The following is a 19,774-nucleotide window of genomic DNA, read 5'->3' as shown; positions in this document are numbered from 1 at the left end:
GTGACGGTGCGGCCCGGCAGGGCTTCGACCCGGAAGACCCCCTGCCCCGACCGCCGGCACGCGCCGTAGTGGTGCGGGCCGGGGCGGGTCAGCCCGCTGCCTCCGTGAGGGCGTCGGGACCGATCGTGGACGGGGTGGCGTGGCCCGACAGGGCCATGGTGAGGTCGAGTTCGGCGAGCAGGCAGCGGATCACGTGTTCCACCCCCGCCTGTCCGTCGAGGCCGAGCCCGTAGACGTACGGACGCCCCAGCAGGACCGCCCGCGCCCCCAGGGCGAGGGCCTTGAAGACGTCGTCGCCGGTGCGCACCCCGCTGTCGAAGAGCACGGTGAGCCGGTCGCCGACGGCCTCGGCCACGCCGGGCAACGCGTCCGCCGCGGCGATCGCCCCGGCCACCTGACGCCCGCCGTGGTTGGACACCACCACGCCGTCCATCCCGGCGTCGGCGGCGAGCCGCGCGTCGTCGGGATGGAGCACGCCCTTGAGGACGATCGGCCCGTCCCAGTTCTCCCGCAGGAACGCCAGATCCGGCCAGGACTTGGCGGGATCGGCGAACATGCCGACGAAGTGCATCACCGCCGCGTTCGGGTCCTCGTGCACCGGCTTGGCCAGCCCTGCCTGAAACGCCGGGTCCGAGAAGTAGTTCGCGGTGCCCACCCCGTGCAGGAACGGCAGATACGCCTGGTCCAGGTCGCGCGGACGCCAGGACAGCAGGGGAGTGTCCAGGGTGACGATCAGTGCCGTGAACCCGGCGGCCTTCGCCCGGTCCAGGAAGCTCCGGGCCACCTCCACGTCCTTCGGCCAGTACAGCTGGAACCAGCGCTCCCCCTCGCCCATCGCCTCCGCGACCTGCTCCATCGGCGTGCTGGACGCGGACGACAGCACGAACGGCACGCCCTGCGCGGCCGCCGCCCGGGCGGCGGCGGACTCGGCGTCCGGATGCATGATCGACAGCACCCCGACCGGCGCCAGCGCCAACGGCGCCGGCAGCGCGCGGCCCAGCACCTCGACCGACAGATCACGCTCGTGCACGTCCCGCAGCATGCGCGGCACGATCCGGCGGCGTTCGAGCGCGGCCCGGTTGGCGCGGGCGGTGCTGCCGTCGCCCGCGGAGCCCACGACATACCCGGCGGGCCCCGGGCCCAGCCGCTGCTCGGTCAGCTCCTCCAGCCGGGTCAGATCGGTCGGCAGCCGGGGCACGGCCCTCGTCATCCCGTTCAAGTAGATCTCGTACTGGAAGTCGGCCCAGTGCTTCGCCATCCGCCCCGCCTCGTCTCCTCGAGCCACGTCGTCCCGGGGCATACTGGCCGGTATGCGCGGGGCGCGTCCAGCGCCGGGCGGCCGTGGATCAGCGGGCGGCGGCCGCCGCCCGCAGGACCCGGGCCAGTTCGCGCGGCCGGGAGAACATCGGCCAGTGCCCGGTGTCCATCGTCACCAGCTCCCAGTTCTCGCTCTTCAGCGCCTCCGCCACGGACGGCAGCGGCTCCTCCCCGTCCAGCAGGCACTTGACGTACGTCGCCGGCAGCTCGCCGAGCGGCCGCTCCAGCACGGCCGGTTCGGTGAGCGTGGCGCCCGGGTGCGGGGTCGATCCGGCGGTGAACCGGGCCGTCTGTTCGTCCGTCAGGCCCTGGCCCGCGCAGTCGCCGGCCTCCAGGGGCGGCCAGAACCCGCCATGGGCGTCGATCGCCCGTCGGACGCCGTCGCTCGGCCAGCCGTACAGGAACGACTCCCCGTCCACGGGCACGTTCGCGTCGACGAACACCACGCGCCGCAGCCGCTCGCCGATCCGCTCGGCCGCCTGGCCGACCGGCACGCCGGAGTAGCTGTGTCCCACGAGGACGACGTCCCGCAGGTCGAGCCGCCCCACCTCGTCCACGATGTCCTGGACATGGGTCTGCTGCCCCGCCGGCACCCCCTGCCTCTCCGCGAGCCCGGACAGCGTCAGGGGATGCGCCTCGTGCCCGCCCGCGCGCAGTTCGGCCGCCACCTCGTCCCACGCCCACGCCCCGAGCCAGGCGCCGGCCACCAAGATGAATCGAGTCATGCCCGCACCGTAACGAACGCCACTGACAACGCCGTTCACCCGCCGTCGGCGCCGGGCTCCGCCTCCTCCGGCTCGTTGTCCGGCCCCCGGCCCCGCACCCGCTGGACGTGTTCCAGCGACTCGCGCAGCTCGGTGAGCCAGTCGTCGGTGTGCCGCTGGACCAGACGCACGCACCAGGCCAGCGCCTCGCTGCGGCTGCGGGCCACCCCGCCCGCGATGAGGGTGTCGAGGACCTGCCGCTCCGGCTGGCGCAGCCGGGTCATGACGGGCGCGGCCACATGCGTGAAGAGGGCGCGGCGCCCGTCGCACTCCACGCCCCAGGACACCTTCCTGCCGAAGCGGTGCTCGGCGTCCCGGGCGACCGCGATCCGGTCGTCCCGGGTGCGTTCCCGGAACTCCTGGACGCGGCCCTCGACCGCCGCCTCCCGTTCGGCCGGCGAGGCGCCCTCCGCCGGCCGGGGGCCGGGAATGCGGCCGATGACGGTGATCTCCTCGCGGTCGACCGTGACCTCGGTCAGCTCCTCGAAGAGACCGTCGGGGATCCGGCCGGTGAACCAGCCCCGCAGTTGCTCTCGCTGCTCTGCCGTAATCATGTAATGACGATTACTCGCCCTGTCCATGAACACAAGGCGTCGCGGAACGGTCTGCCGAGAGCGGAATCGGAATGTTTCAGGCCGATTAACGAGCAGCCGCATTCCGGCCATCTGGCCACTTCGCGTGCTCGGAGTCCGTGCGGTTACAGGGCGGCACCCCACACCTTCCGTGACTTCACGCCACTGATTCAATACGCAAGGTTACCGAAATCCGCATGCCCGATGTGAAGTTCCGGCGCGGACTCGGCAGACTCCGGCACGCCGGTTCGGCACCGACCGAGCACGAGCCGGCGACTCGTCGACACGAGCGGAAGGATGCACACAATGCGGAACACCGCGCGCTGGGCCACCACCCTCGGCCTCACGGCCGCAGCCGTCTGCGCACCCCTGTCCGGGGCGGCGCTGGCCGCTCAGGGAACCGACCCGTCCGCGCTCTACGCCCCCTCGGCCCTGGTGCTCACCCTGGGCCACGGCGACAGCGCGGCGACCGTCACGCCGGAACGCGCGGTCACCCTGACCTGTGCCCCGGGCCCCTCGGGCACCCACCCGGCCGCGGGGGACGCCTGTGCGGAGATGGACCGCGTCAGCGGTGACCTCGACGCCCTGACGATGAGAGAGGGCGTCTTCTGCACCAAGCAGTACGACCCGGTGTTCGTCACCGTCGACGGGGTGTGGCAGGGACAGCGCGTCTCCTACGAGCGGATCTTCTCCAACGCGTGCGTGATGAACGCTCACGGTTCGAGCGTCTTCGCGTTCTGAGACCGGGATCGCACGGTTTCCCGTGACCGCGCGGCGGCCGGCGGACTGGGGAGTACCGGCCCTCTCGCGGAACGTGCGATCCCGCGCAAGGAGGCCGGCGGGCGGAGTGGGGCCGCCCGCCGGCCTCCGGGCCTCGCTCACGGAGCCCGGAGGCTCAGGCCCGGTCCCGGTGGCTGGTGTCGCACCACGGATACCGCCGGCTGCGGCGGCAGGTGCACAGGGCCACCCGGAAGCGGTCGGAGGCGACGACCGTGCCGTCCTCCAGCTCAACCTCCACCGGGCCCTCCACCAGCAGCGGCCCCTTGCGCCGGACGGTGACGCGGCGCGGGGTGTCAGACGGGGAGTTCGGCACGGATCACCACCAGCTCTTCCTTGTCCTCGGTCCCGGACAGCAGCCCCCGCTCCCGCAGCCAGCGCTCCCTGCCCCGTACCACCGGGCCGAAGGCGATGCGCCGGCGCCGGATCACCGCGGCCTTCATCCCGGCCGCCCGCAGTTGTCCGATCGTCAGCCCGGGGTCGCTGAGCGCCGACTGCACCAGCAGCAGGACGCCGCCCGGCCGCAGCAGCGCGGGCGCCTCCCGGCAGATCCGGTCCAGGACGAGCCGTCCGTCACCGCCCGCGTCCCAGGCCCGGGCCGCACCCCGCGGCAGCGAGCCGCCGCCGGGCGCCGGAACGTACGGCGGATTGGCGAGGATCAGGTCGAACGACTCGCCCCGCACCGGCGCGAACAGGTTGCCGCGCCGGACCCGGACCGGCACGCCGGCCCGCAGCGCGTTCAACCGCGCCGCGCACACCGCCCGCCACGAGACGTCGACCGCGGTCACCCGGCAGCCGCGCCGGGCGGCCCCGACCGCCAGCGCGCCGGATCCCGTTCCCACGTCGAGAACGTCCGCGCCCGGAGGGACGGGCTCGTCGGACAGGGCACCGGCCAGCAACTCGGTGTCCTCCTGAGGGGCGTACACGCCCGGTGGCGCCAGTGGACTCACGGACCGCCGAGTACCCCCGCCGTCAAGAAGCATGAGTGAACTCCTGGGACAGGGGAGTGCGCAGCGACGACCGGCCGGCGCTCCAGTCCGCGAGCAGCCGGTCGCCGAGGCGGTCCTCGGCGAACACGGTGGCGTCGACACCGAAGGCGATGTCCGCCGCGAGGTGCGGCTCCACCTCCAGCAGACCGGCGACGACCTCGTGGCGCACCACCTGCTCGTGCACCGCGTCCGCCTCCACGTGCTCGTCGTAGAAGTGCTCGGCGGCGGGCCCCGCGCCCGTGCGGCGCATCGCCTCGGCGAGCCGCCGCGAGCCGGGCGACGAGGTGATCTCGACCGTCGCGAAGTGGCCCACCAGCGCGCCCCTGAGGGAGCGGTGCAGCCCGAAGAGGGACATCAGGTTCACCGTCACGAGCAGCTCGGCGCAGGCCGCGTCGAGGTAACGGCCGTACGTCGTGTCCAGGCCCAGGTCCGTCATCAGGTCGGCGAAGAGACGGGCGTGCACCCGGTCGGCGCGGCCACCGCCGTACTCGTCGAACTCGACCGCCGCCATCGCCGCCTTGGCCCGCCCCCACAACCGGGGGAGCACCCACGCGTGCGGGTCGGCCTCCTTCAGGTGGTACAGGGACCGCTGGGCGGCGTACTCGCGCATGTGCCACAGCTCGCCCTTGTCGCGCAGGAAGTGGCTGACGCCCGTGCCGTCCACCGGTTCCACCAGGATGTCGGCGAGCGCCTCCTCGACGCCGTCGTGCCGCCGGGCGTCCGCGCGGAGCGCGGTGAGGAAGCGGTCCTCCAGGGCGGCGCGGACGCGCAACAGCTCCGGGTCCCATTCGCGGTCCGCCGCCACGCCCGCGAACCCGCGGTAGTGCAGCTCGTAGCACAGGTACAGGGCGAGCTGGAAGTCGTCGCCGTACACGGGGGCGGCGGCGATCTCCTCGTCGGGCGGCAGCGGGCCGGTGGCCCGCAGATGGTCCTCGACGGCGCTGCTCAGGGGGCCGCGCGGTGCGGGCAGCCGGGGTTCTTCACGGGTGTGCTCCATGCGCCCCGGGTACCCGGACGGCCCACGGACATCCGCGTTCGCGTGGCGGCGGGCCGCCCGTGGGGGTGGAACGCTCGTTCGGGTGAGTGTGATCGGACGCGGAGAGAAAAGCGAGCAGGTGGGGCTATGTCTGGCCGTTCGAGCGCCCGTGAACCTCAACCCGGCAGGGTTGGAATCCCTCTCCCTCGAGGAGAGGGAGGACGTCAGGAGAAGATCCTCGCGTCCGAGATCCTCGTCGTCGCCTCGCCGACCCGGCTCGGACAGCCGTCGTCGGTCGCTGGGGGTGCCCCCTCCGGGGGAGGGTCCTGGAACGGAGGGACGCCATGCTCTCCGAGACGGACGACGACGGCCGGCCGGTCGCCTGCGACCGGGTCGCGGGCGTCGTCGTCACCGGCAACGAGGACGGCGCGCACCATGTGATCAGCGAGATCACCGGCGGTCTGCAGGACATCGGCTGCACCATCCCCGGTCAGGCGCGGACCTACGGGAACCAGGGCCCCGGCCCCGGACCGACATGGACCACCGACGGGGCTCCGACCGCCGGACGGCCGAGGAGGCAGGGCCTGGGCTGCCCGGCACGACGTCATCGCCCTGGTACGTGTTCGCCGAGGAGGACCGCGTCGACTTCGACCGGTGCGGGTTCCTGCCCGGGCCCGGACGGGTTCGATCGACGGCTTCCTCGACAACTCGTCCGGCCTCACGAGGCGTTACCGCCTCACGGGGCTCCTGCCGTGCGGGCTCGCACCCCGGGGGGACGCGGACGTTCCGGTGTCCGTCCACGGGCGGAGATCGGCGTACGTCCGGGGGCCGACACCGTTCAGGCCGTGGACGGACGTCCCGGGCGGGGGCCGCTGCCTAGCCTCACCGGTATGAATCATCTGCCTCGCGGCGCAGCCGCCGCTTTACTCGGTCTGTCCCTCGCCCTCCTCGGCACGGGCGTGGCCGGAGCCGCATCACCCGCGTCCACGGCGGTGCCGTCGGCCGCCGAGACCGCCCGCGTGCGCCTCGAACTGCCACCGCCCACCGGGGCGTACGCGGTGGGCCGTGACACCTTGCACCTCGTCGACAGGAGCCGCCCCGATCCCTGGGTGCCGGAGGCCGGGGCGCGTGAGCTGATGGTGTCGATGTACTACCCGGCACGGCCCGGCGGCGGCCGGACGGCTCCGTACATGACCGCCGCCGAGGCCCAGGCCTTCATCGACGACCGGGAACTGACCGACGTGGTGTCCGCCGGGACGCTCAGCGCCACCCGCACCCACGCCCGCCCCGCCGCCCCGCCCGCACGCGGGAAGTACCCGCTCGTCGTGCTGTCGCCCGGATTCACCGTCAACCGCTCCACCCTGACGCTGCTCGCCGAGGAACTGGCCAGCCAGGGGTACGTCGTCGCCGCCGTCGACCACGCCTACGAGTCGGTCGGCACGGCCTTTCCCGGTGGGCGCCTCCTGAACTGCGTCGCCTGCGAGAAGATCGCCCCCGGTGGGTACGGCGTGGTGCCCAGGGGCCGGGCCGAGGACGTGTCCTTCCTCCTCGACAGGCTGCTCGTCGACCGGCACCCCGCCTGGCGGTTCGCCCGCATGATCGACCCCGCGAGGATCGGCATGGCCGGCCACTCCATCGGCGGCGCCTCGGCCGCGACGACCATGGCGGGTGACCGGCGGGTCCGCGCCGGGGCCAACATGGACGGTTCCTTCATGGAACCGGTTCCGGCGGAGGGCCTGGGCGGGCGCCCCTTCATGATGCTGGGCACCGGTGACGGCGACCGCTCCTGGACACGCGACTGGCCGCTCCTCGACGGCTGGAAGCGCTGGATCGACGTCACCGGCGCGGGACACTTCACGTTCACGGACGTGCCCGTCCTCGGTGACCAACTCGGCCTCCTGCCGCCGGAGGAGCCCTTGTCGGGCAAGCGGTCGCAGGAGATCACCCGCGCATATGTGACAGCCTTCTTCGACCTGCACCTGAAGGGCGTGGACCGGAAGCTGCTGGACGGGCCGACCGTCGAACACCCGGAGGTGGTCTTCCACACGGAAGGCTGAGGCGGGTTCGCCCGAGCAGCACCTCCCGGCGCCTCCGACGGCGCCCGGTGCCGCGGACCCGGACGGACCGCACGCCCGGTACCACCGGCACGATGCCCGGGACCGGGCGTCCTCGTCCGAGTCCGCGGACGGCCGCGTTCGCCGCCCCCGCGACGGTCCGGGGACATCGCGGGGGCCGTCCCGCACACGTTCACGCGGTCGGAGCGGAGCCGACGGTCCGCGCGGCACGGACCCTTCGGGCACCGGTCGGTCACGAACAGCGTCTTCCCGCGGCCGGGGACCGGCCGGACGGGACCTAGGGGGTGTCGTTTGGATCTTGCCGGGGTCACGGGCCCTGGCACCGCTCCCCCACGCTCGGCTTCGCTCGCGCGGGAGGGACCCCCACCGCCGCGTTGTCATCGGTTGCCAGGGCTCCGCCCTGGCGCCCTCCTCCGCCTTGCGATGCACGGCACCAGACCCCGCTCGGCTCGGCTGCAAGGCGCCGCTTCTTGGAGTCGGCCTGATCCAAACGACACCCCCTAGTCGCCCCGGGACTCCTCCTGCGCCTCGGTGTTCGGGGTGATGGCGTCCCCGGCCTCGCCCCGGTGGCGGCGCCGCTCGGCGGGGTCCCCGGTGCGCCGCTCGGCCTCCTCGACCTCGCGCAGCACCTCCTCGACGGCCGTCTCGGGTTTCTCGCGGTCGTCCCGCTCGGACACGGGCTCTCTCCTTTCGTCGTACGTCCGGGTCAGCCGCGCGCGGTGGCGATGCGCAGCGGTACGGGGCCTGCGGCCGCCGTCTCCTTCTCGTTGAGGCGGACGATCTCCGCCCACCAGGACGGGCCGTCCTCGATGTGGCGCAACAGCACCCCCTCGCGCAGCGCCCAGGGGCAGATCGTCACCGTCCCCAGGCCGGTCAGCTTCATCGCCGTGTGCCCCACGACCGCACCCGCCAGGCTCTGCGCGGAGCGCGGGGCGGAGATCCCGGGCAGCCGGGCGCGTTCGGCGGCGGGCAGGGCGGTCAGCCGGTCGATCGCCCCCCGCAGGTCGGCGCAGGACAACTCCCGCTCCACGAACGGGCCGTGCCGTCCGGGCGCGGCTCCGCACAGCCGCCCCAGCTGCTGGAAGGTGCGGGAGGTGGCCACCGCCGTACGGGGCCCCTCCCAGCGGATCCGGGCCGCCACGTCCCGCAGTTGGTGGCGCACCCGCCGGCGCAGCGCCCGCACCTGCTCCGGGGAGGGCGGGTCCGCGTCCGCGAAGTACTCGTGGGTGAGCCGGCCCGCTCCCAGCGGCAGCGAGGCGACGAAGTCGGGCAGCCGGCCGCGTCCGAAGGCGACCTCCAGCGAACCCCCGCCGATGTCCAGCAGCGCCAGCGGCCCGCAGCGCCAGCCCATCCAGCGCCGGGCCCCGAGGAACGTGAGCTCGGCCTCCACCTCGCCGGGCAGCGTGCACAGGTCGACGCCGGTCCGGGTCCGGACCGTGCTCAGCACCTCCCGCCGGTTCGGGGCGCCGCGCACCACGGCGGTCGCGAACGCCAGGGGACCCGACGCGCCCCACCGCGCGGCGGTCCTGTTCGCCGCGGCGACGGCGTCCACCAGGCGCTCCACGGCCTGCTCCGGCACCGGCTCCCCGGGCGTGACCTGCTCGGACAGCCTGAGCGGCCACTTCGCCGTGTGCACCGGCAGCGGCGCACCGCCCGCCGTGTCCGCCACGACGAGTCTGACGGTCTTCGATCCGACATCCATCACGCTGGTCCGCATGGCCCGTGGGTACCCACTTATCGCGCGGAGCAACGGACGGGCACCCGCATATGGCGAAGACACGTCCCAGGCGTGACCGGACGGTGACCATCCGTTGACATGTGGGTCATGGCCGCCCGACACCTCACGCCATCTGCCGCCGGACCAGTTCGTGCAGCCGCCCGCCGGTGTCGGCGAGCAACTGGGCGGGCGGACCCTGCTGGACCACCTTGCCGCCCTCCATCACCACCACCCGGTCCGCGTCGAGGACCGTCGACAGCCGGTGCGCGATGACGATCCGGGTCGCCTCCAGGGCCTTGGTGCTCTCGATGACCGTGCGCTGCGTCTCGTTGTCCAGGGCACTGGTCGCCTCGTCGAAGAAGAGGATCCGCGGCCTGCGGATCAGCGCCTGGGCGATCATCAGCCGCTGCCGCTGGCCGCCGGAGACCGCGCCGCCGCCGGACACGAGGGTGTGCAGCCCCATCGGCATCCGCCTGATGTCCTCGGCCAGCCCCGCCATCTCCGCCGCCGCCATCGCCTCCTCGGGCGTGTACGGCTCGCTCCCGCAGATGACGTCCAGGATGGACCCGGTGAACGGCTGCGCGTGCTGGAGCACCACACCGCACTGCCGGCGCACCGCCGAGCGGTCGAGCGCCGCCAGGTCCTGACCGTCGTACAGCACGCTGCCGGACACCGGCCGGTCGAAGCCGATCAGCAGCCGCAGCAGGGTGGACTTGCCGCAGCCGCTCGGGCCGACCACCGCCACGAACTCGCCCGGCCGCGCCTCGAAGGACACGTCGTCCAGGACCAGCGGACCGTCGTCGGAGTAGCGGAAGGACAGCCGCCGCGCCTCGACCGCACCCGACAGCGGGCCCGGCCGGGTGCTCGCCGCGCGCACCTCGGGCGTGGCGTCCAGCACCGGCTTGATCTGCTCGAACAGCGGCAGCGCGGCGACCGCCGAGACGAACGCGCCGGTCAGCTGGGTGACCGAGGTCAGCACCATCGTCACCGACGTGTTGAAGGTGAGGAACTCCGCCGCCGTCATCGAGCCGCGCGCCGGACCGGCCAGCAGCATGAACATCGCCAGCGTGACCAGCGGCAGGTAGACCGCGCCCAGCACCGCCGTCAGGTTCTTGATCCGGCCGGCCTTCTGCTGGAGCTCGCGGCTGCGGGCGAACTCCGACGCCCAGGCGGCGTACGCGTAGTTCTCCGCCGCCGCCACCCGCAGCTTCGGCAGCCCGCGCAGCGTCTGGAAGGCCTGGTTGTTCAGCTTGTTGGTGAGCACCACCAGCCGCCGCTGCCAGCGCACCTGCCACAGTCCGAGGCCCAGGAACACGCCCGCGACGACGACCAGCATCCCGATCGCGGCCAGCGCCATCGGCACGCTGAACCACAGCAGGATCCCCAGGTTCATCGCTCCCACGGTGACCGACTGGGCCACCGTCGGACCGACCCCGGCCAGCATGCGGCGGATCGCGCTGATGCCCATGGCCGCGCTCGCCAGCTCACCCGTCGAACGCTCGGTGAAGAACGTGGTCGGCAGCCGCAGCAGCCTGTCCCACACGGCCGGCTGGAGCGTGGCCTCCACCCGGCCCTCAAGACGCAGCAGGGTGAGGTTCTGCAGCAGCATGAACGCGGCGGCCACCACACTGCTGAGGATCACCGCGAGGCACATCTGCACGATCAGTCCGGTCTGCGCCTTCGGCACGAACTCGCCGAGCACCTTGCCGGTGGCGAGCGGCACCAGGGCCCCGATCGCCACCGTCACCAGACCGCTCAGCAGCAGACTCGTCAGATCACCGCGTGTACCCGTCATGCAGAACCGCAGCAGCCGCAGCGGGCTCAGCCGCCGCTCGGGCAGCGGACGGTAGAACATCACCGCGCGGGGCTCGAACTCCCCGGCGTTCGCCTTCTCGACCGGCGTCTCACGGCCGGTCGCGGGATGCACCGCCACATAGCCGCCGCGCCGCCACAGCAGCGCCACCGGAGCCCCCGACAGGGCCCGGTGACCCACCAGCGGCCCCACGTCGTCCCGCCACCAGCGGCCGTCCAGCCGTACGACACGGGTCCGCACCCGGGAGGCCAGGGCGATCTGCTCGACCGGATCGAGCCGGTCCCCGCCGGTACCGGACCGCGCGGGCGCGGCGAGCGTGATCCCGGCCGCCCGGGCCACCAGCTCGCAGGCCGCGTACGTGGCGTCCGCGTCGGCCGCCGTCGTGCGCTGCCCCGACCGCTTGCCGATCGCGGCGAGCAGCGTCCGGTCGGCCCGGGCACGGACCGCCTCACCGGCCGCGATGCCCTCGGCGGTCCGCGTCTCGTGCGTGTGCTCCAGCTGCTCGATCCACCGGTCCAGCGTGGTCATCAGCCGGTACTGCTGGTCGACCATGCTCTGCCACAGCGCCGGATCCATCAGCAGATCGGCCGCCGCCTCCGCCCCGTACAGCGAGCCGTACTGCACACTGCCCGGCGGGACCTGCATCCAGAACACGTCGTCGTCGCTGGGCGCGGTGGCCCGCTCCGTGGCCATCGGCGCCTGGAACAGCACCGCCAGACCGCGGCCCACACCGAGCGCCAGCGCGTACTCCAAGGAGCTCGTCGTGGGCGGCACGTACTGCGGGTTGCCGTACTCGTCGTACGACCAGGTCTGGGTGCTCGCCGGCTGGTACAGCTCGCGCAGGGCGATGCGGTGCACCACGCAGTCCCGCAGCGGACGCGCCACCAGCGTGTGCGCCGGGCCGGCCACCGGGCCCAGCACCAGCGAGCCCGCCTCCAGCCGGCCCAGATGGTGCCAGTGGCCCTGCCGTTCGGCGTCCACCGCGAACAGGTCCACGGCACCGGACACGATCAGCCACAGCGTCTGCGGCCCCTCCAGGTCCAGCCGGCCGGACCCGGAGCAGTCGATCGGCGTGCCCAGCGACCCGAGCGCGCCCAGGACGAGGTCGCCGCCCTGACTCTCCCGCACGGCTGTCATCTCATCGCTCCCTGACCAGCGCCGCGTACGCGCCGCCGCGCGCCACCAGCTCCTCGTGCCGTCCGCGCTCCACGACCGTGCCGTGGTCCAGGACGACGATCTCGTCGCTGTCGCGCACCGTGCTCAGCCGGTGCGCGATCACCACACAGGCACAGCCGCGCCGGCGCAGGTTGTCCATCACGACCAGCTCGGTCTCCGCGTCCAGCGCGCTGGTCACCTCGTCGAGGACCAGGATGCTCGGCCGGCGCACCAGCGCCCGCGCGATCTCCAGGCGCTGACGCTGACCGCCGGAGAAGTTCCGGCCGTCCTGCTCGACCGGGCTGTGGATGCCGCCCGGCCGGCGCAGGACCACGTCGTACAGCGCCGCGTCCTTCAGCGCCTCCACCACCGCCTCGTCCGGGATCGACGGGTCCCACAGCGCCACGTTGTCCCGGACGGTGCCCTCGAAGAGGAACACCTCCTGGTCGACGAAGGAGACGGAGGCGGCCAGCGCCCCGCGCGGGATGTCCTCGATGCGCTGCCCGTCGATCCGGATCACGCCCTCCCACGGCGCGTACAGCCCCGAGATCAGCCGGGACACCGTGGACTTGCCGCTGCCGGAGCCGCCCACCAGCGCCACCTGCTGCCCGGGACCCACCGTCAGGTCGAAGCCGGTCAGCAGCGGTGTGTCCAGCGGGTTGTAGCCGAAGGTGAGGTTCTGCAGCTCGACGTGACCGTGCAGGCGGCGCGTCGACTCGCCGGCGCCGGGACGGCCGTAGAGCGGGTCCGTCTTGAAGTTCTCCACGTCCTTCAGCCGGGCCACGTCCGCGGCGAAGTCCTGGATCCGGCCCGCGACGCCGTTGAGCCGGGTCAGCGGGGCGGTGAAGCGGGCGACCAGCGCCTGGAAGGCGACCAGCAGACCGACCGAGATGTGTCCCTCGACCGCCCGCATGCCGCCGATCCACAGGATCAGCGCGCTGTTGAGGGTGGCGAGCGTCGGCGCGACGACGCCGAGCCAGGCGCTCGGCACCCCGAGCCGCTGCTGCTCCTCCAGCGTGGTGGCGTGCTGCCCGGCCCACTTGCGGAAGTAGCCGTCCTCCCCGCCGGTCGCCTTGAGCGTCTCGATCAGCTGCAGACCGGTGTACGCCGTGTTGGTGAGCCGCGCGCTGTCCGCCCGCAGCTTCGCCGTACGGGTCGCGCGCAGCCGGATCACGATCCGCATCGCCACGATGTTCAGCAGCGCCACACCGATGCCCACGAACGTGAGCTGCGGGTCGTACGTGTACAGCAGCACCGCGTACAGCACGACCACCACCGCGTCCACGCCCGCCGCCGACAGGTCGCGGGCCAGCGTCTCGGCCACCGCGTCGTTGGACTGCAGCCGCTGCACCAGGTCGGCGGGGCTGCGCTGGGCGAAGAAGGTCACCGGCAGCCGCAGCAGATGGCGCAGGAAACGGGCGCTGGACAGGGTGGAGGAGATCAGCCGGCCGCGCAGCAGGTTGGCCTGTTGCAACCAGGTCAGCACCAGCGTGAGCAGCACACAGGCGCCCATCGACGTGAACAGCACGTCCAGCGTCGAGGTCCGGCCGCCGATCAGGAACTCGTCGATGAAGGTACGGCTGAGCCCCGGCACCGCCGCGCCGACCGCGACCAGCAGCAGGCTCGACAGCACCACCGCGGGCATGGTGCCCGCCGTGCCGCGCAACCGCGCCGGCATCGCGCCGAGCACGCCCGGCCTGCGGCCGCCCCGGGTGAAGTCCTCGCCGGGCTCCATCACCAGCACGACACCGGTGAAGCTGCCGTCGAACTCCTCCAGGGGGACGAACCGCCGTCCCTTGCCGGGGTCGTTGACGTACACCCCGCGGCGGCCGAACCGGCGGCCCATGCCGTCGTAGACGACGTAGTGGTTGAACTCCCAGAACAGGATGGCCGGCGCCGTCACCTCGGCGAGGGCGGCCAGGTCCATCTGCATGCCCTTGGCGGTCAGCCCGTAACCGCGGGCCGCCTTCAGCAGGTTGCTGGCGCGCGAGCCGTCCCGCGAGACGCCGCAGGCGATGCGCAGCTCCTCCAGCGGGACGTGCCGGCCGTAGTGGCCGAGCACCATCGCCAGCGAGGCGGCGCCGCACTCCACGGCCTCCATCTGGAGCACGGTGGGGGTACGGACCGTCTTCGCGCGGGACGTGGGCACCGTGCGTTTCGGCGGTGCGGCCCGGCGCCGGCCGCGGGTCTTCTGCGCGGTGGTCACGGCAGCAGCCAGTCGACGGGGCGCCGGTCGGCCAGCCGGATCGAACCCGTGGCCAGGGTCATCGAGGTCAGCTCGAACGGCGGGCCCTCCACGGAGGACCACGCGTAACCGCTCTTCGTGCCGGACGACCTCTCCAGCTCGACCGTGACCGCCACCGGCCTGCCCTTCTTGGTGAACTGCTCGCCGAGCTGGGCGTCCCCGAGGAACGCGGCGATCTGCTGGGGGGACTGCGCCGAGCGGTCCACCGACGTCACCTCGCCGTGCAGCACGCCGTACTCCTGGCTCGGCACCGACTGCACGGTCAGGTCCACGGAGGCGTGCGCGGGGATGCCGGCGGCGCTCTCGGCGGGGACGTACACCGTCGCCTGCAGCGGGGCCTCCGTACGGGCGACCTTCTCCACGGCGGCGACGTTCGCGCCGGTGGAGATGATCTGCCCGGTGCTGGCGGCGAGCGCGGTGACGCGGCCCGCGTCGAGGGTGCGGACGACCTTGTCGCCCTGCTCGGTGCCGACCTTCAGGACGGGGGAGCCGGCGGGCAGCCGCTCACCCTCCTCGGCGAGGACGGCGGTGACCTGGCCGGCGACGGGGCTCTGCAGGACGTAACTGCCCTGCCCGTACGTGAGGACGGCGGGCGCGCTGACCGTGGAGGACACCGAGCCGGTCACCGCCCACACCGACGCGGCCGCCATCGCGGCCACCGTCACGGAGAGCACCAGCCAGCCCTGCGGACGCGCGAAGCGCACCGGGAGGTCGAGTTCCTCCGGTGACTGGAGCCTGGCGAGGGCCTGTTGGCGGAACTGCACGGATCTTCCCTCACCTGCGTGAACTGTGCGACATGACGCGGGGGCCGTGGACGCGCCGCGAAGTCCCGGAGCCGGGGGCGGCTCCGGGACTCAACGGCACAAGGGCGCGATCAGAGACCGGCGACCAGGTTCGTGACCGGGGCGGTGTTCAGGCCGGTGACACCCTCGACGGTGCCGACGGCCGTGTCGACCAGGCCGGAGACCGGGGCGATGCTGTCCACCGCGCCCGTGAGGGTGTTCACGGCGTTCACGGACAGGCCGCCGGAGACGTTGTCGAGGTCGGCGTCGGAGATCTCGACGGTCTCGACCTGGGGGGTGGAGTTCATGATGGAACTTCCCTTCGTATGGATATTTCACAAGGGGGGAGCGGCCCCCCTCCGGTGACAGATGAAGGCCGCGACCGCGGGCGCCGGACGCCCGTCGCCGGGAGCCCGGAACGGCCTTGCGGTGCGATGGATCAAAGCACGCGGCGGGTACGGGCTTCCACTCAATCAAACGTCTCACCAGGCAACTTGTGCTCCACGGGGGTCCAAGCGTGCAGACGCGGACACGGCCCGGCGGCGACTTCTTCACATGCCCCACCGCATCGACCCATCCGGCCGCTTGCGCCCCGGTGACCGGAATCCGGCACACCGGCCCCAAAGGCGTACCCCGGTCCGCCGGCCCGTGGACGAACCCCGGTTCCGGTGACCGGGTTGGGCATGCGATGTGCAGATTCACTGAAGCCGGGATTCCGCCGCACGGCCGCGACCGACCGCGCACGGACGGTCGCCGAGCGTGATCGACCGGACGGGATTGAACGCCCCTCGCGGCCCGTGCGTACCAACAGCCGTCCAGGCGCCCCACAGCCGCCGAACACCGGCGCGACTCCGGTCCCCCCAGGAGGTCGAGAAGTTTGAGTCACAAGCGAATTCCGAAGCGGAAGGCCGCGATGGCGGCGGGCGGCGCGGTGGCGCTCGGCGCCGCCGCGATCCTGCTCCCGAACGCCAACGCGTCGCAGGACGGAGCGCCGGACGACGCGGCGGCGGCGCCGAAGACCCTGAGGGCGGGCGATGCCTCGGATCTCGCCTCACAGCTCGCCGGGCTCCTCGGTGACGCGTTCGCCGGCTCCTACTACGACGGTGAGAACAAGCAGCTCGTCGTCAACGTCGTACCGGGCGACGACAACAACGTGATCGTGCAGGCCAAGAAGGCGGGCGCGGCCGTCCGCGAGGTCGACAACAGCATGACCGAGCTGGAGGCCGGGGCGCGGACGCTGAAGTCGGAGGCGACCATCCCGGGCACCTCGTGGGCCGTGGACCCGCGCACCAACAAGATCCTCGTCACCGCGGACAGCACGGTGACCGGCGACAAGTGGGACCGACTGGAGTCGACCGTGCGGAGCCTCGGCTCCGGCATGGCGACCGTCAAGAAGTCCGCGGGCACCTTCAAGACGTTCGTGTCCGGCGGTGACGCCATCTTCTCCGGCGGTGCGCGCTGCTCGCTCGGCTTCAACGTCACCGCGGGCGACGGCAGTCCGGCGTTCCTGACGGCCGGTCACTGTGCCGTCGCGGCCGATCAGTGGTCCGACGCGCAGGGAGGACAGCCGATCGCCACGGTCGACCAGGCGGTCTTCCCCGGTGAGGGCGACTTCGCACTCGTCACGTACGACGACCCCGCCACCCAGGCGCCGAGCGAGGTGAACCTCGGTGACCAGACCCTCGCGATCTCCCGGGCCGCGGAGGCCACCGTCGGCCAGGAGGTGTTCCGGATGGGCAGCACCACCGGGCTCGCCGACGGCCAGGTGCTCGGCCTGAACGCCACGGTGAACTACCCGGAGGGCACGGTCACCGGGCTCATCCAGACGAACGTCTGCGCGGAGCCCGGTGACAGCGGCGGCTCGATGTTCACCCGGGACGGCCTCGCCGTCGGCCTGACCTCGGGCGGCAGCGGCGACTGCGCCTCGGGCGGCGAGACGTTCTTCCAGCCGGTCACCACGGCCCTGGAAGCGGTCGGCGCGACCCTCGGCGCGGAGGGTGCCGGCGACGCGGGCGCCGGAGGCGAGGAAGCCGGTGCCGGCGACCAGCCCGGCGCGGGAGCCGGTGACGCGGCGGACCAGGGTGTGGAGGACGACTCCGGCCCGGCCGGGACCCACTGACGCACCCTCGGTCCGGGTACACCCTCCGGCCCGGCCCCGCCACCCGCCTGTGGCGGGGCCGGGCCGTCGCCCGTGCGGTGACGCCGGGGCGGGCCGCCCGGTGGTCGCGCCGACGGCCGACGGCCGCGGGCGTCTGCGTGGGGTCGGCCCTGGGGCACCGGGCCGCGTCCGCGGTTCCGGAGCTCGTCCTGGGCCGCCCGCCCAGGGGGAGGACGCGTGTCCAGCCGTCGCACCGGGCGGCCGGGCCGTGTCAGTCGCGCGGCAGCGCCCTGAGCAGGAGCAGGGCGATGTCGTCCAGCCGGTTCTCCGCGTCCGCGCCGTGCTGGACCAGGGCGTCGGCGAGATCGTCCAGGGGAAGGTCACCGAGGTCGGTGAGACGGCGGCACAGGTCGGCGACGGCGTCCTCGAAGTCGGTGCCGGGGGATTCCACCAGGCCGTCGGTGTAGAGGACGAGCAGCGAACCGGGGGAGAGGTCGACCTCGGTCGACGGATACGCCGCCGAACCGTCGATGCCCAGCAGCGGCCCCCCGGCCAGGTCCAGCACCCGTACCCGCCCGTCCGGCCTGCGCAGCAGCGGCGGCGGGTGACCCGCGCGGGACATCACGGCCCGCCCGTGCGCGGGATCGAGCCGCAGGTACAGACAGCTGGCGAACAGATCCGCCCCCAGGTCCAGCAGCAGCCGGTTGGTGCTGCGCATGACCTCCTCGGGTGCCTGCCCGACGGCCGTGTACGCGCGCACCGCGGTACGGACCTGCCCCATCAGCCCGGCCGCCGTCACGTTGTGCCCCTGCACGTCCCCGATCACCGCCGCCGCCATCCCCTGCGTCGGCACCAGGTCGTAGAAGTCGCCCCCGATCTCCATCCCCTGAGTGGCCGGCAGGTAGCGGGCCGCCGCCTCGATCCCCGCCAGCGACGGCAGTGTGTGCGGCAGCAGCGCCTCCTGCAGCCCGTGCGCGAGCCGGTGCTTGGCGTCGTAGAGCAGGGCCCGCTCCAGCGCCTGGGCGATCAGGCCCGCCAGATTGGTCAGCACCGCCCGCTCCTCCGTCGCGAAGTGGTGCGGCGCCGCGTACGACAGCACGCACGTCCCCACCGGGCGCCCCGAGGCGATCAGCGGCAGATACGCCCACGCCGCGAACTCCGACGGGTTCACCAGCAGTGCCGGATACAGGCGCTCGACCTCCTCCCGGCTCTCGAAGAAGGCCGGCACACCGGACCGCAGCACCTGACTGCCGGGAGTCGGCTCCGACAGCGGCATCCCGTCGAACCGCTCCACGACCCGCGCGTCCGCGTACCCCTGGTGGCCGAGGATGCGCAGCCGGCCCGCCCGGGACCCGAGCATCACCAGCCCTTGGCTGCCGACCGCCGGCACGATCTCGTCCGCGACCAGCTGCACCACGTCCTGCACCCCGACCGCCTCGGTCAGCGCCCCGGCCAGGCCCAGCACCTGGGTGATGGTGACCAGCCGCGGCCGCCCCTGCCCGGACCGCGGCGCCGCGCGGTTCATCTCCGCCGCCGCCCGCGCCCGGCTGATCCGCACGCTGAGTCCGGTGGTGCTCGGATACAGCCGGAACGACAGCCACTCGTCCGGAGGGCGCAGCGCGACGAACGAGGTGACGTGCTGGCTGAACAGCGCCGCCCGGTACCGGTCCTCGTACACGGGGTCGTTCAGCCACGGCACCGACGCCCACATCTGGGCACCGAGCAGCCGGTTCGCCGGAACACCCAGCAGCTCCGTGGCGGCGGCGTTGGCGAAACCGACCCGCCCGTGCAGATCGAGCGAGCACAGGCCGTACGGCAGCCGGGACACCATCCGTGCCGCCTCCACCGTGCCGAGCGTGCCGGACATGCCGCCCACCAGCGGCGCCGCCAGCAGATCGGGCTCCGGTGCCAGCGGCAGGCTCTGCTCGGCGGCCCGCTCCAGCCGCACCGCGAGCCGGTCGCAGGCGGCGGTCAGATGATCGCGCTCCCAGTCGGACAGCTCCTGCGGATGCGTGCCGGGCCAGGTCACGAAGACCGCGCCGTACGCCTTGGCCGCGGTCGACACCGGCAGCGCGGCCAGCGAGAAGGGGTACGGCAGCACCATGGCGATCCGGGGGTAGTGGCGGGCCATCTCCTCCTCGCCGCCCACCCACACCAGCCGTCGTTCGCGCACCGCGTCGGAGACCGGGATCGGCGCGCTCAGCCCCACCCGTTCCCACGGGGCCGCGAAGGCGCGGGGCAGCCCCGCCATCACCGCCATCTCCAGCACCGGCTGGTCCGGCGAGAGCAGATACACGGCCCCGGAGTGGGCGTGCACCTCGTCCATCATCGAGGCCAGCGTCAGCGACAGCAGCGGACGGCCGACCGGCGCCCGCCCACCCGTCGGCGCCCGCGCGGACGACTGCCCCTCGGACACGCCGACCACCTCCTCGCACGGCCGCGCCACCGGCCCCGGGACCCAATCTCCACCCTGCCGGGCCGCCGCGCACGACGA

The 19,774-nt window shown here is 73.2% G+C and carries 17 protein-coding genes; 3 read left to right on the top strand and 14 right to left on the bottom strand.

Translation table 11 applies throughout. The annotated features are described in order from the left end of the window. Positions 1 to 88: 88 nt before the first annotated feature. From KUM38_RS31045 to KUM38_RS31035, 3 genes are all read right to left on the bottom strand, one after another. Positions 89 to 1,258, bottom strand: coding sequence for a lactate 2-monooxygenase (locus KUM38_RS31045; RefSeq protein WP_217134273.1), 1,170 nt, complete (start codon positions 1,256 to 1,258; stop codon positions 89 to 91). 88 nt (positions 1,259 to 1,346) lie between these two features. After that, the gene (locus KUM38_RS31040; RefSeq protein WP_217134272.1) at positions 1,347 to 2,042 is read right to left on the bottom strand and encodes an alpha/beta fold hydrolase; all 696 of its coding nucleotides are present in this window, start codon (positions 2,040 to 2,042) and stop codon (positions 1,347 to 1,349) included. A 35-nt stretch (positions 2,043 to 2,077) separates the two neighbouring features. Next, positions 2,078 to 2,635, bottom strand: coding sequence for a hypothetical protein (locus KUM38_RS31035; protein WP_217134271.1), 558 nt, complete (start codon positions 2,633 to 2,635; stop codon positions 2,078 to 2,080). Between the two features lie 324 nt (positions 2,636 to 2,959). On the opposite strand from KUM38_RS31035, the gene KUM38_RS31030 reads away from it, so the two are divergent. Continuing rightward, positions 2,960 to 3,394 carry a subtilase-type protease inhibitor gene (locus tag KUM38_RS31030; RefSeq protein ID WP_217134270.1) on the top strand — a complete coding sequence of 145 codons (435 nt, stop codon included), beginning with the start codon at positions 2,960 to 2,962 and terminating at the stop codon, positions 3,392 to 3,394. Between the two features lie 154 nt (positions 3,395 to 3,548). Here the strand turns inward: KUM38_RS31030 and KUM38_RS31025 are convergent, their stop codons facing one another. The 4 genes from KUM38_RS31025 to KUM38_RS31010 form a co-directional block, all read right to left on the bottom strand. After that, complete coding sequence (locus tag KUM38_RS31025; RefSeq protein WP_030226631.1) at positions 3,549 to 3,746, bottom strand: CDGSH iron-sulfur domain-containing protein; 198 nt, start codon at positions 3,744 to 3,746, stop codon at positions 3,549 to 3,551. After that, positions 3,727 to 4,413: a HemK2/MTQ2 family protein methyltransferase gene (locus KUM38_RS31020; protein ID WP_217134269.1), complete on the bottom strand. Its 687-nt coding sequence runs from the start codon at positions 4,411 to 4,413 to the stop codon at positions 3,727 to 3,729. Before KUM38_RS31020 ends, KUM38_RS31025 begins: the two co-directional genes overlap by 20 nt. Next, positions 4,403 to 5,416, bottom strand: a complete 1,014-nt coding sequence (locus KUM38_RS31015; protein ID WP_217134268.1) for an iron-containing redox enzyme family protein — start codon at positions 5,414 to 5,416, stop codon at positions 4,403 to 4,405. The genes KUM38_RS31020 and KUM38_RS31015 overlap by 11 nt, the downstream gene beginning before the upstream one ends. 203 nt (positions 5,417 to 5,619) lie before the next feature. Then, positions 5,620 to 5,832, bottom strand: coding sequence for a hypothetical protein (locus tag KUM38_RS31010; RefSeq protein WP_217134267.1), 213 nt, complete (start codon positions 5,830 to 5,832; stop codon positions 5,620 to 5,622). Positions 5,833 to 6,285: 453 nt separating this feature from the next. Here KUM38_RS31010 and KUM38_RS31005 point away from each other — a divergent pair, with 453 nt between their 5' ends. Then, on the top strand, positions 6,286 to 7,452 hold the full coding sequence (locus KUM38_RS31005) for an alpha/beta hydrolase (protein ID WP_217134265.1): 1,167 nt from the start codon (positions 6,286 to 6,288) through the stop codon (positions 7,450 to 7,452). Between the two features lie 518 nt (positions 7,453 to 7,970). Here KUM38_RS31005 and KUM38_RS31000 read toward each other — a convergent pair. From KUM38_RS31000 to KUM38_RS30975, 6 genes are all read right to left on the bottom strand, one after another. Then, positions 7,971 to 8,147, bottom strand: coding sequence for a hypothetical protein (locus tag KUM38_RS31000; RefSeq protein WP_217134264.1), 177 nt, complete (start codon positions 8,145 to 8,147; stop codon positions 7,971 to 7,973). 29 nt (positions 8,148 to 8,176) lie between these two features. Next, positions 8,177 to 9,187, bottom strand: coding sequence for a Ppx/GppA family phosphatase (locus KUM38_RS30995; protein WP_217134263.1), 1,011 nt, complete (start codon positions 9,185 to 9,187; stop codon positions 8,177 to 8,179). A gap of 124 nt (positions 9,188 to 9,311) precedes the next feature. Further along, positions 9,312 to 12,137 (bottom strand): NHLP bacteriocin export ABC transporter permease/ATPase subunit, encoded by a 2,826-nt coding sequence (locus KUM38_RS30990; protein WP_217134262.1) that lies wholly within the window; start codon positions 12,135 to 12,137, stop codon positions 9,312 to 9,314. A gap of 1 nt (position 12,138) precedes the next feature. Beyond that, positions 12,139 to 14,361, bottom strand: coding sequence for an NHLP family bacteriocin export ABC transporter peptidase/permease/ATPase subunit (locus KUM38_RS30985; protein WP_217134261.1), 2,223 nt, complete (start codon positions 14,359 to 14,361; stop codon positions 12,139 to 12,141). Further along, positions 14,358 to 15,164: an HlyD family efflux transporter periplasmic adaptor subunit gene (locus KUM38_RS30980; RefSeq protein WP_217134260.1), complete on the bottom strand. Its 807-nt coding sequence runs from the start codon at positions 15,162 to 15,164 to the stop codon at positions 14,358 to 14,360. The genes KUM38_RS30985 and KUM38_RS30980 overlap by 4 nt, the downstream gene beginning before the upstream one ends. Positions 15,165 to 15,274: 110 nt before the next feature. Next, the gene (locus KUM38_RS30975; protein ID WP_125501864.1) at positions 15,275 to 15,490 is read right to left on the bottom strand and encodes a type A2 lantipeptide; all 216 of its coding nucleotides are present in this window, start codon (positions 15,488 to 15,490) and stop codon (positions 15,275 to 15,277) included. 569 nt (positions 15,491 to 16,059) lie between these two features. Here KUM38_RS30975 and KUM38_RS30970 point away from each other — a divergent pair. Beyond that, a complete protein-coding gene (locus tag KUM38_RS30970; RefSeq protein WP_217134259.1) occupies positions 16,060 to 17,301 on the top strand; it encodes a S1 family peptidase in 1,242 nt (413 codons plus the stop codon). A gap of 250 nt (positions 17,302 to 17,551) precedes the next feature. On the opposite strand, the gene KUM38_RS30965 is transcribed toward KUM38_RS30970, so the two are convergent. After that, positions 17,552 to 19,696 (bottom strand): SpoIIE family protein phosphatase, encoded by a 2,145-nt coding sequence (locus KUM38_RS30965; RefSeq protein ID WP_217134257.1) that lies wholly within the window; start codon positions 19,694 to 19,696, stop codon positions 17,552 to 17,554. Between the last annotated feature and the right edge of the window lie 78 nt (positions 19,697 to 19,774).

Source organism: Streptomyces sp. AC558_RSS880 (assembly GCF_019049255.1).
In the GTDB taxonomy this organism is placed as follows: Bacteria; Actinomycetota; Actinomycetes; order Streptomycetales; family Streptomycetaceae; genus Streptomyces.
Note: the sequence above shows the minus strand (reverse complement) of the source record. Positions and strands in the feature narration are given on the sequence as shown.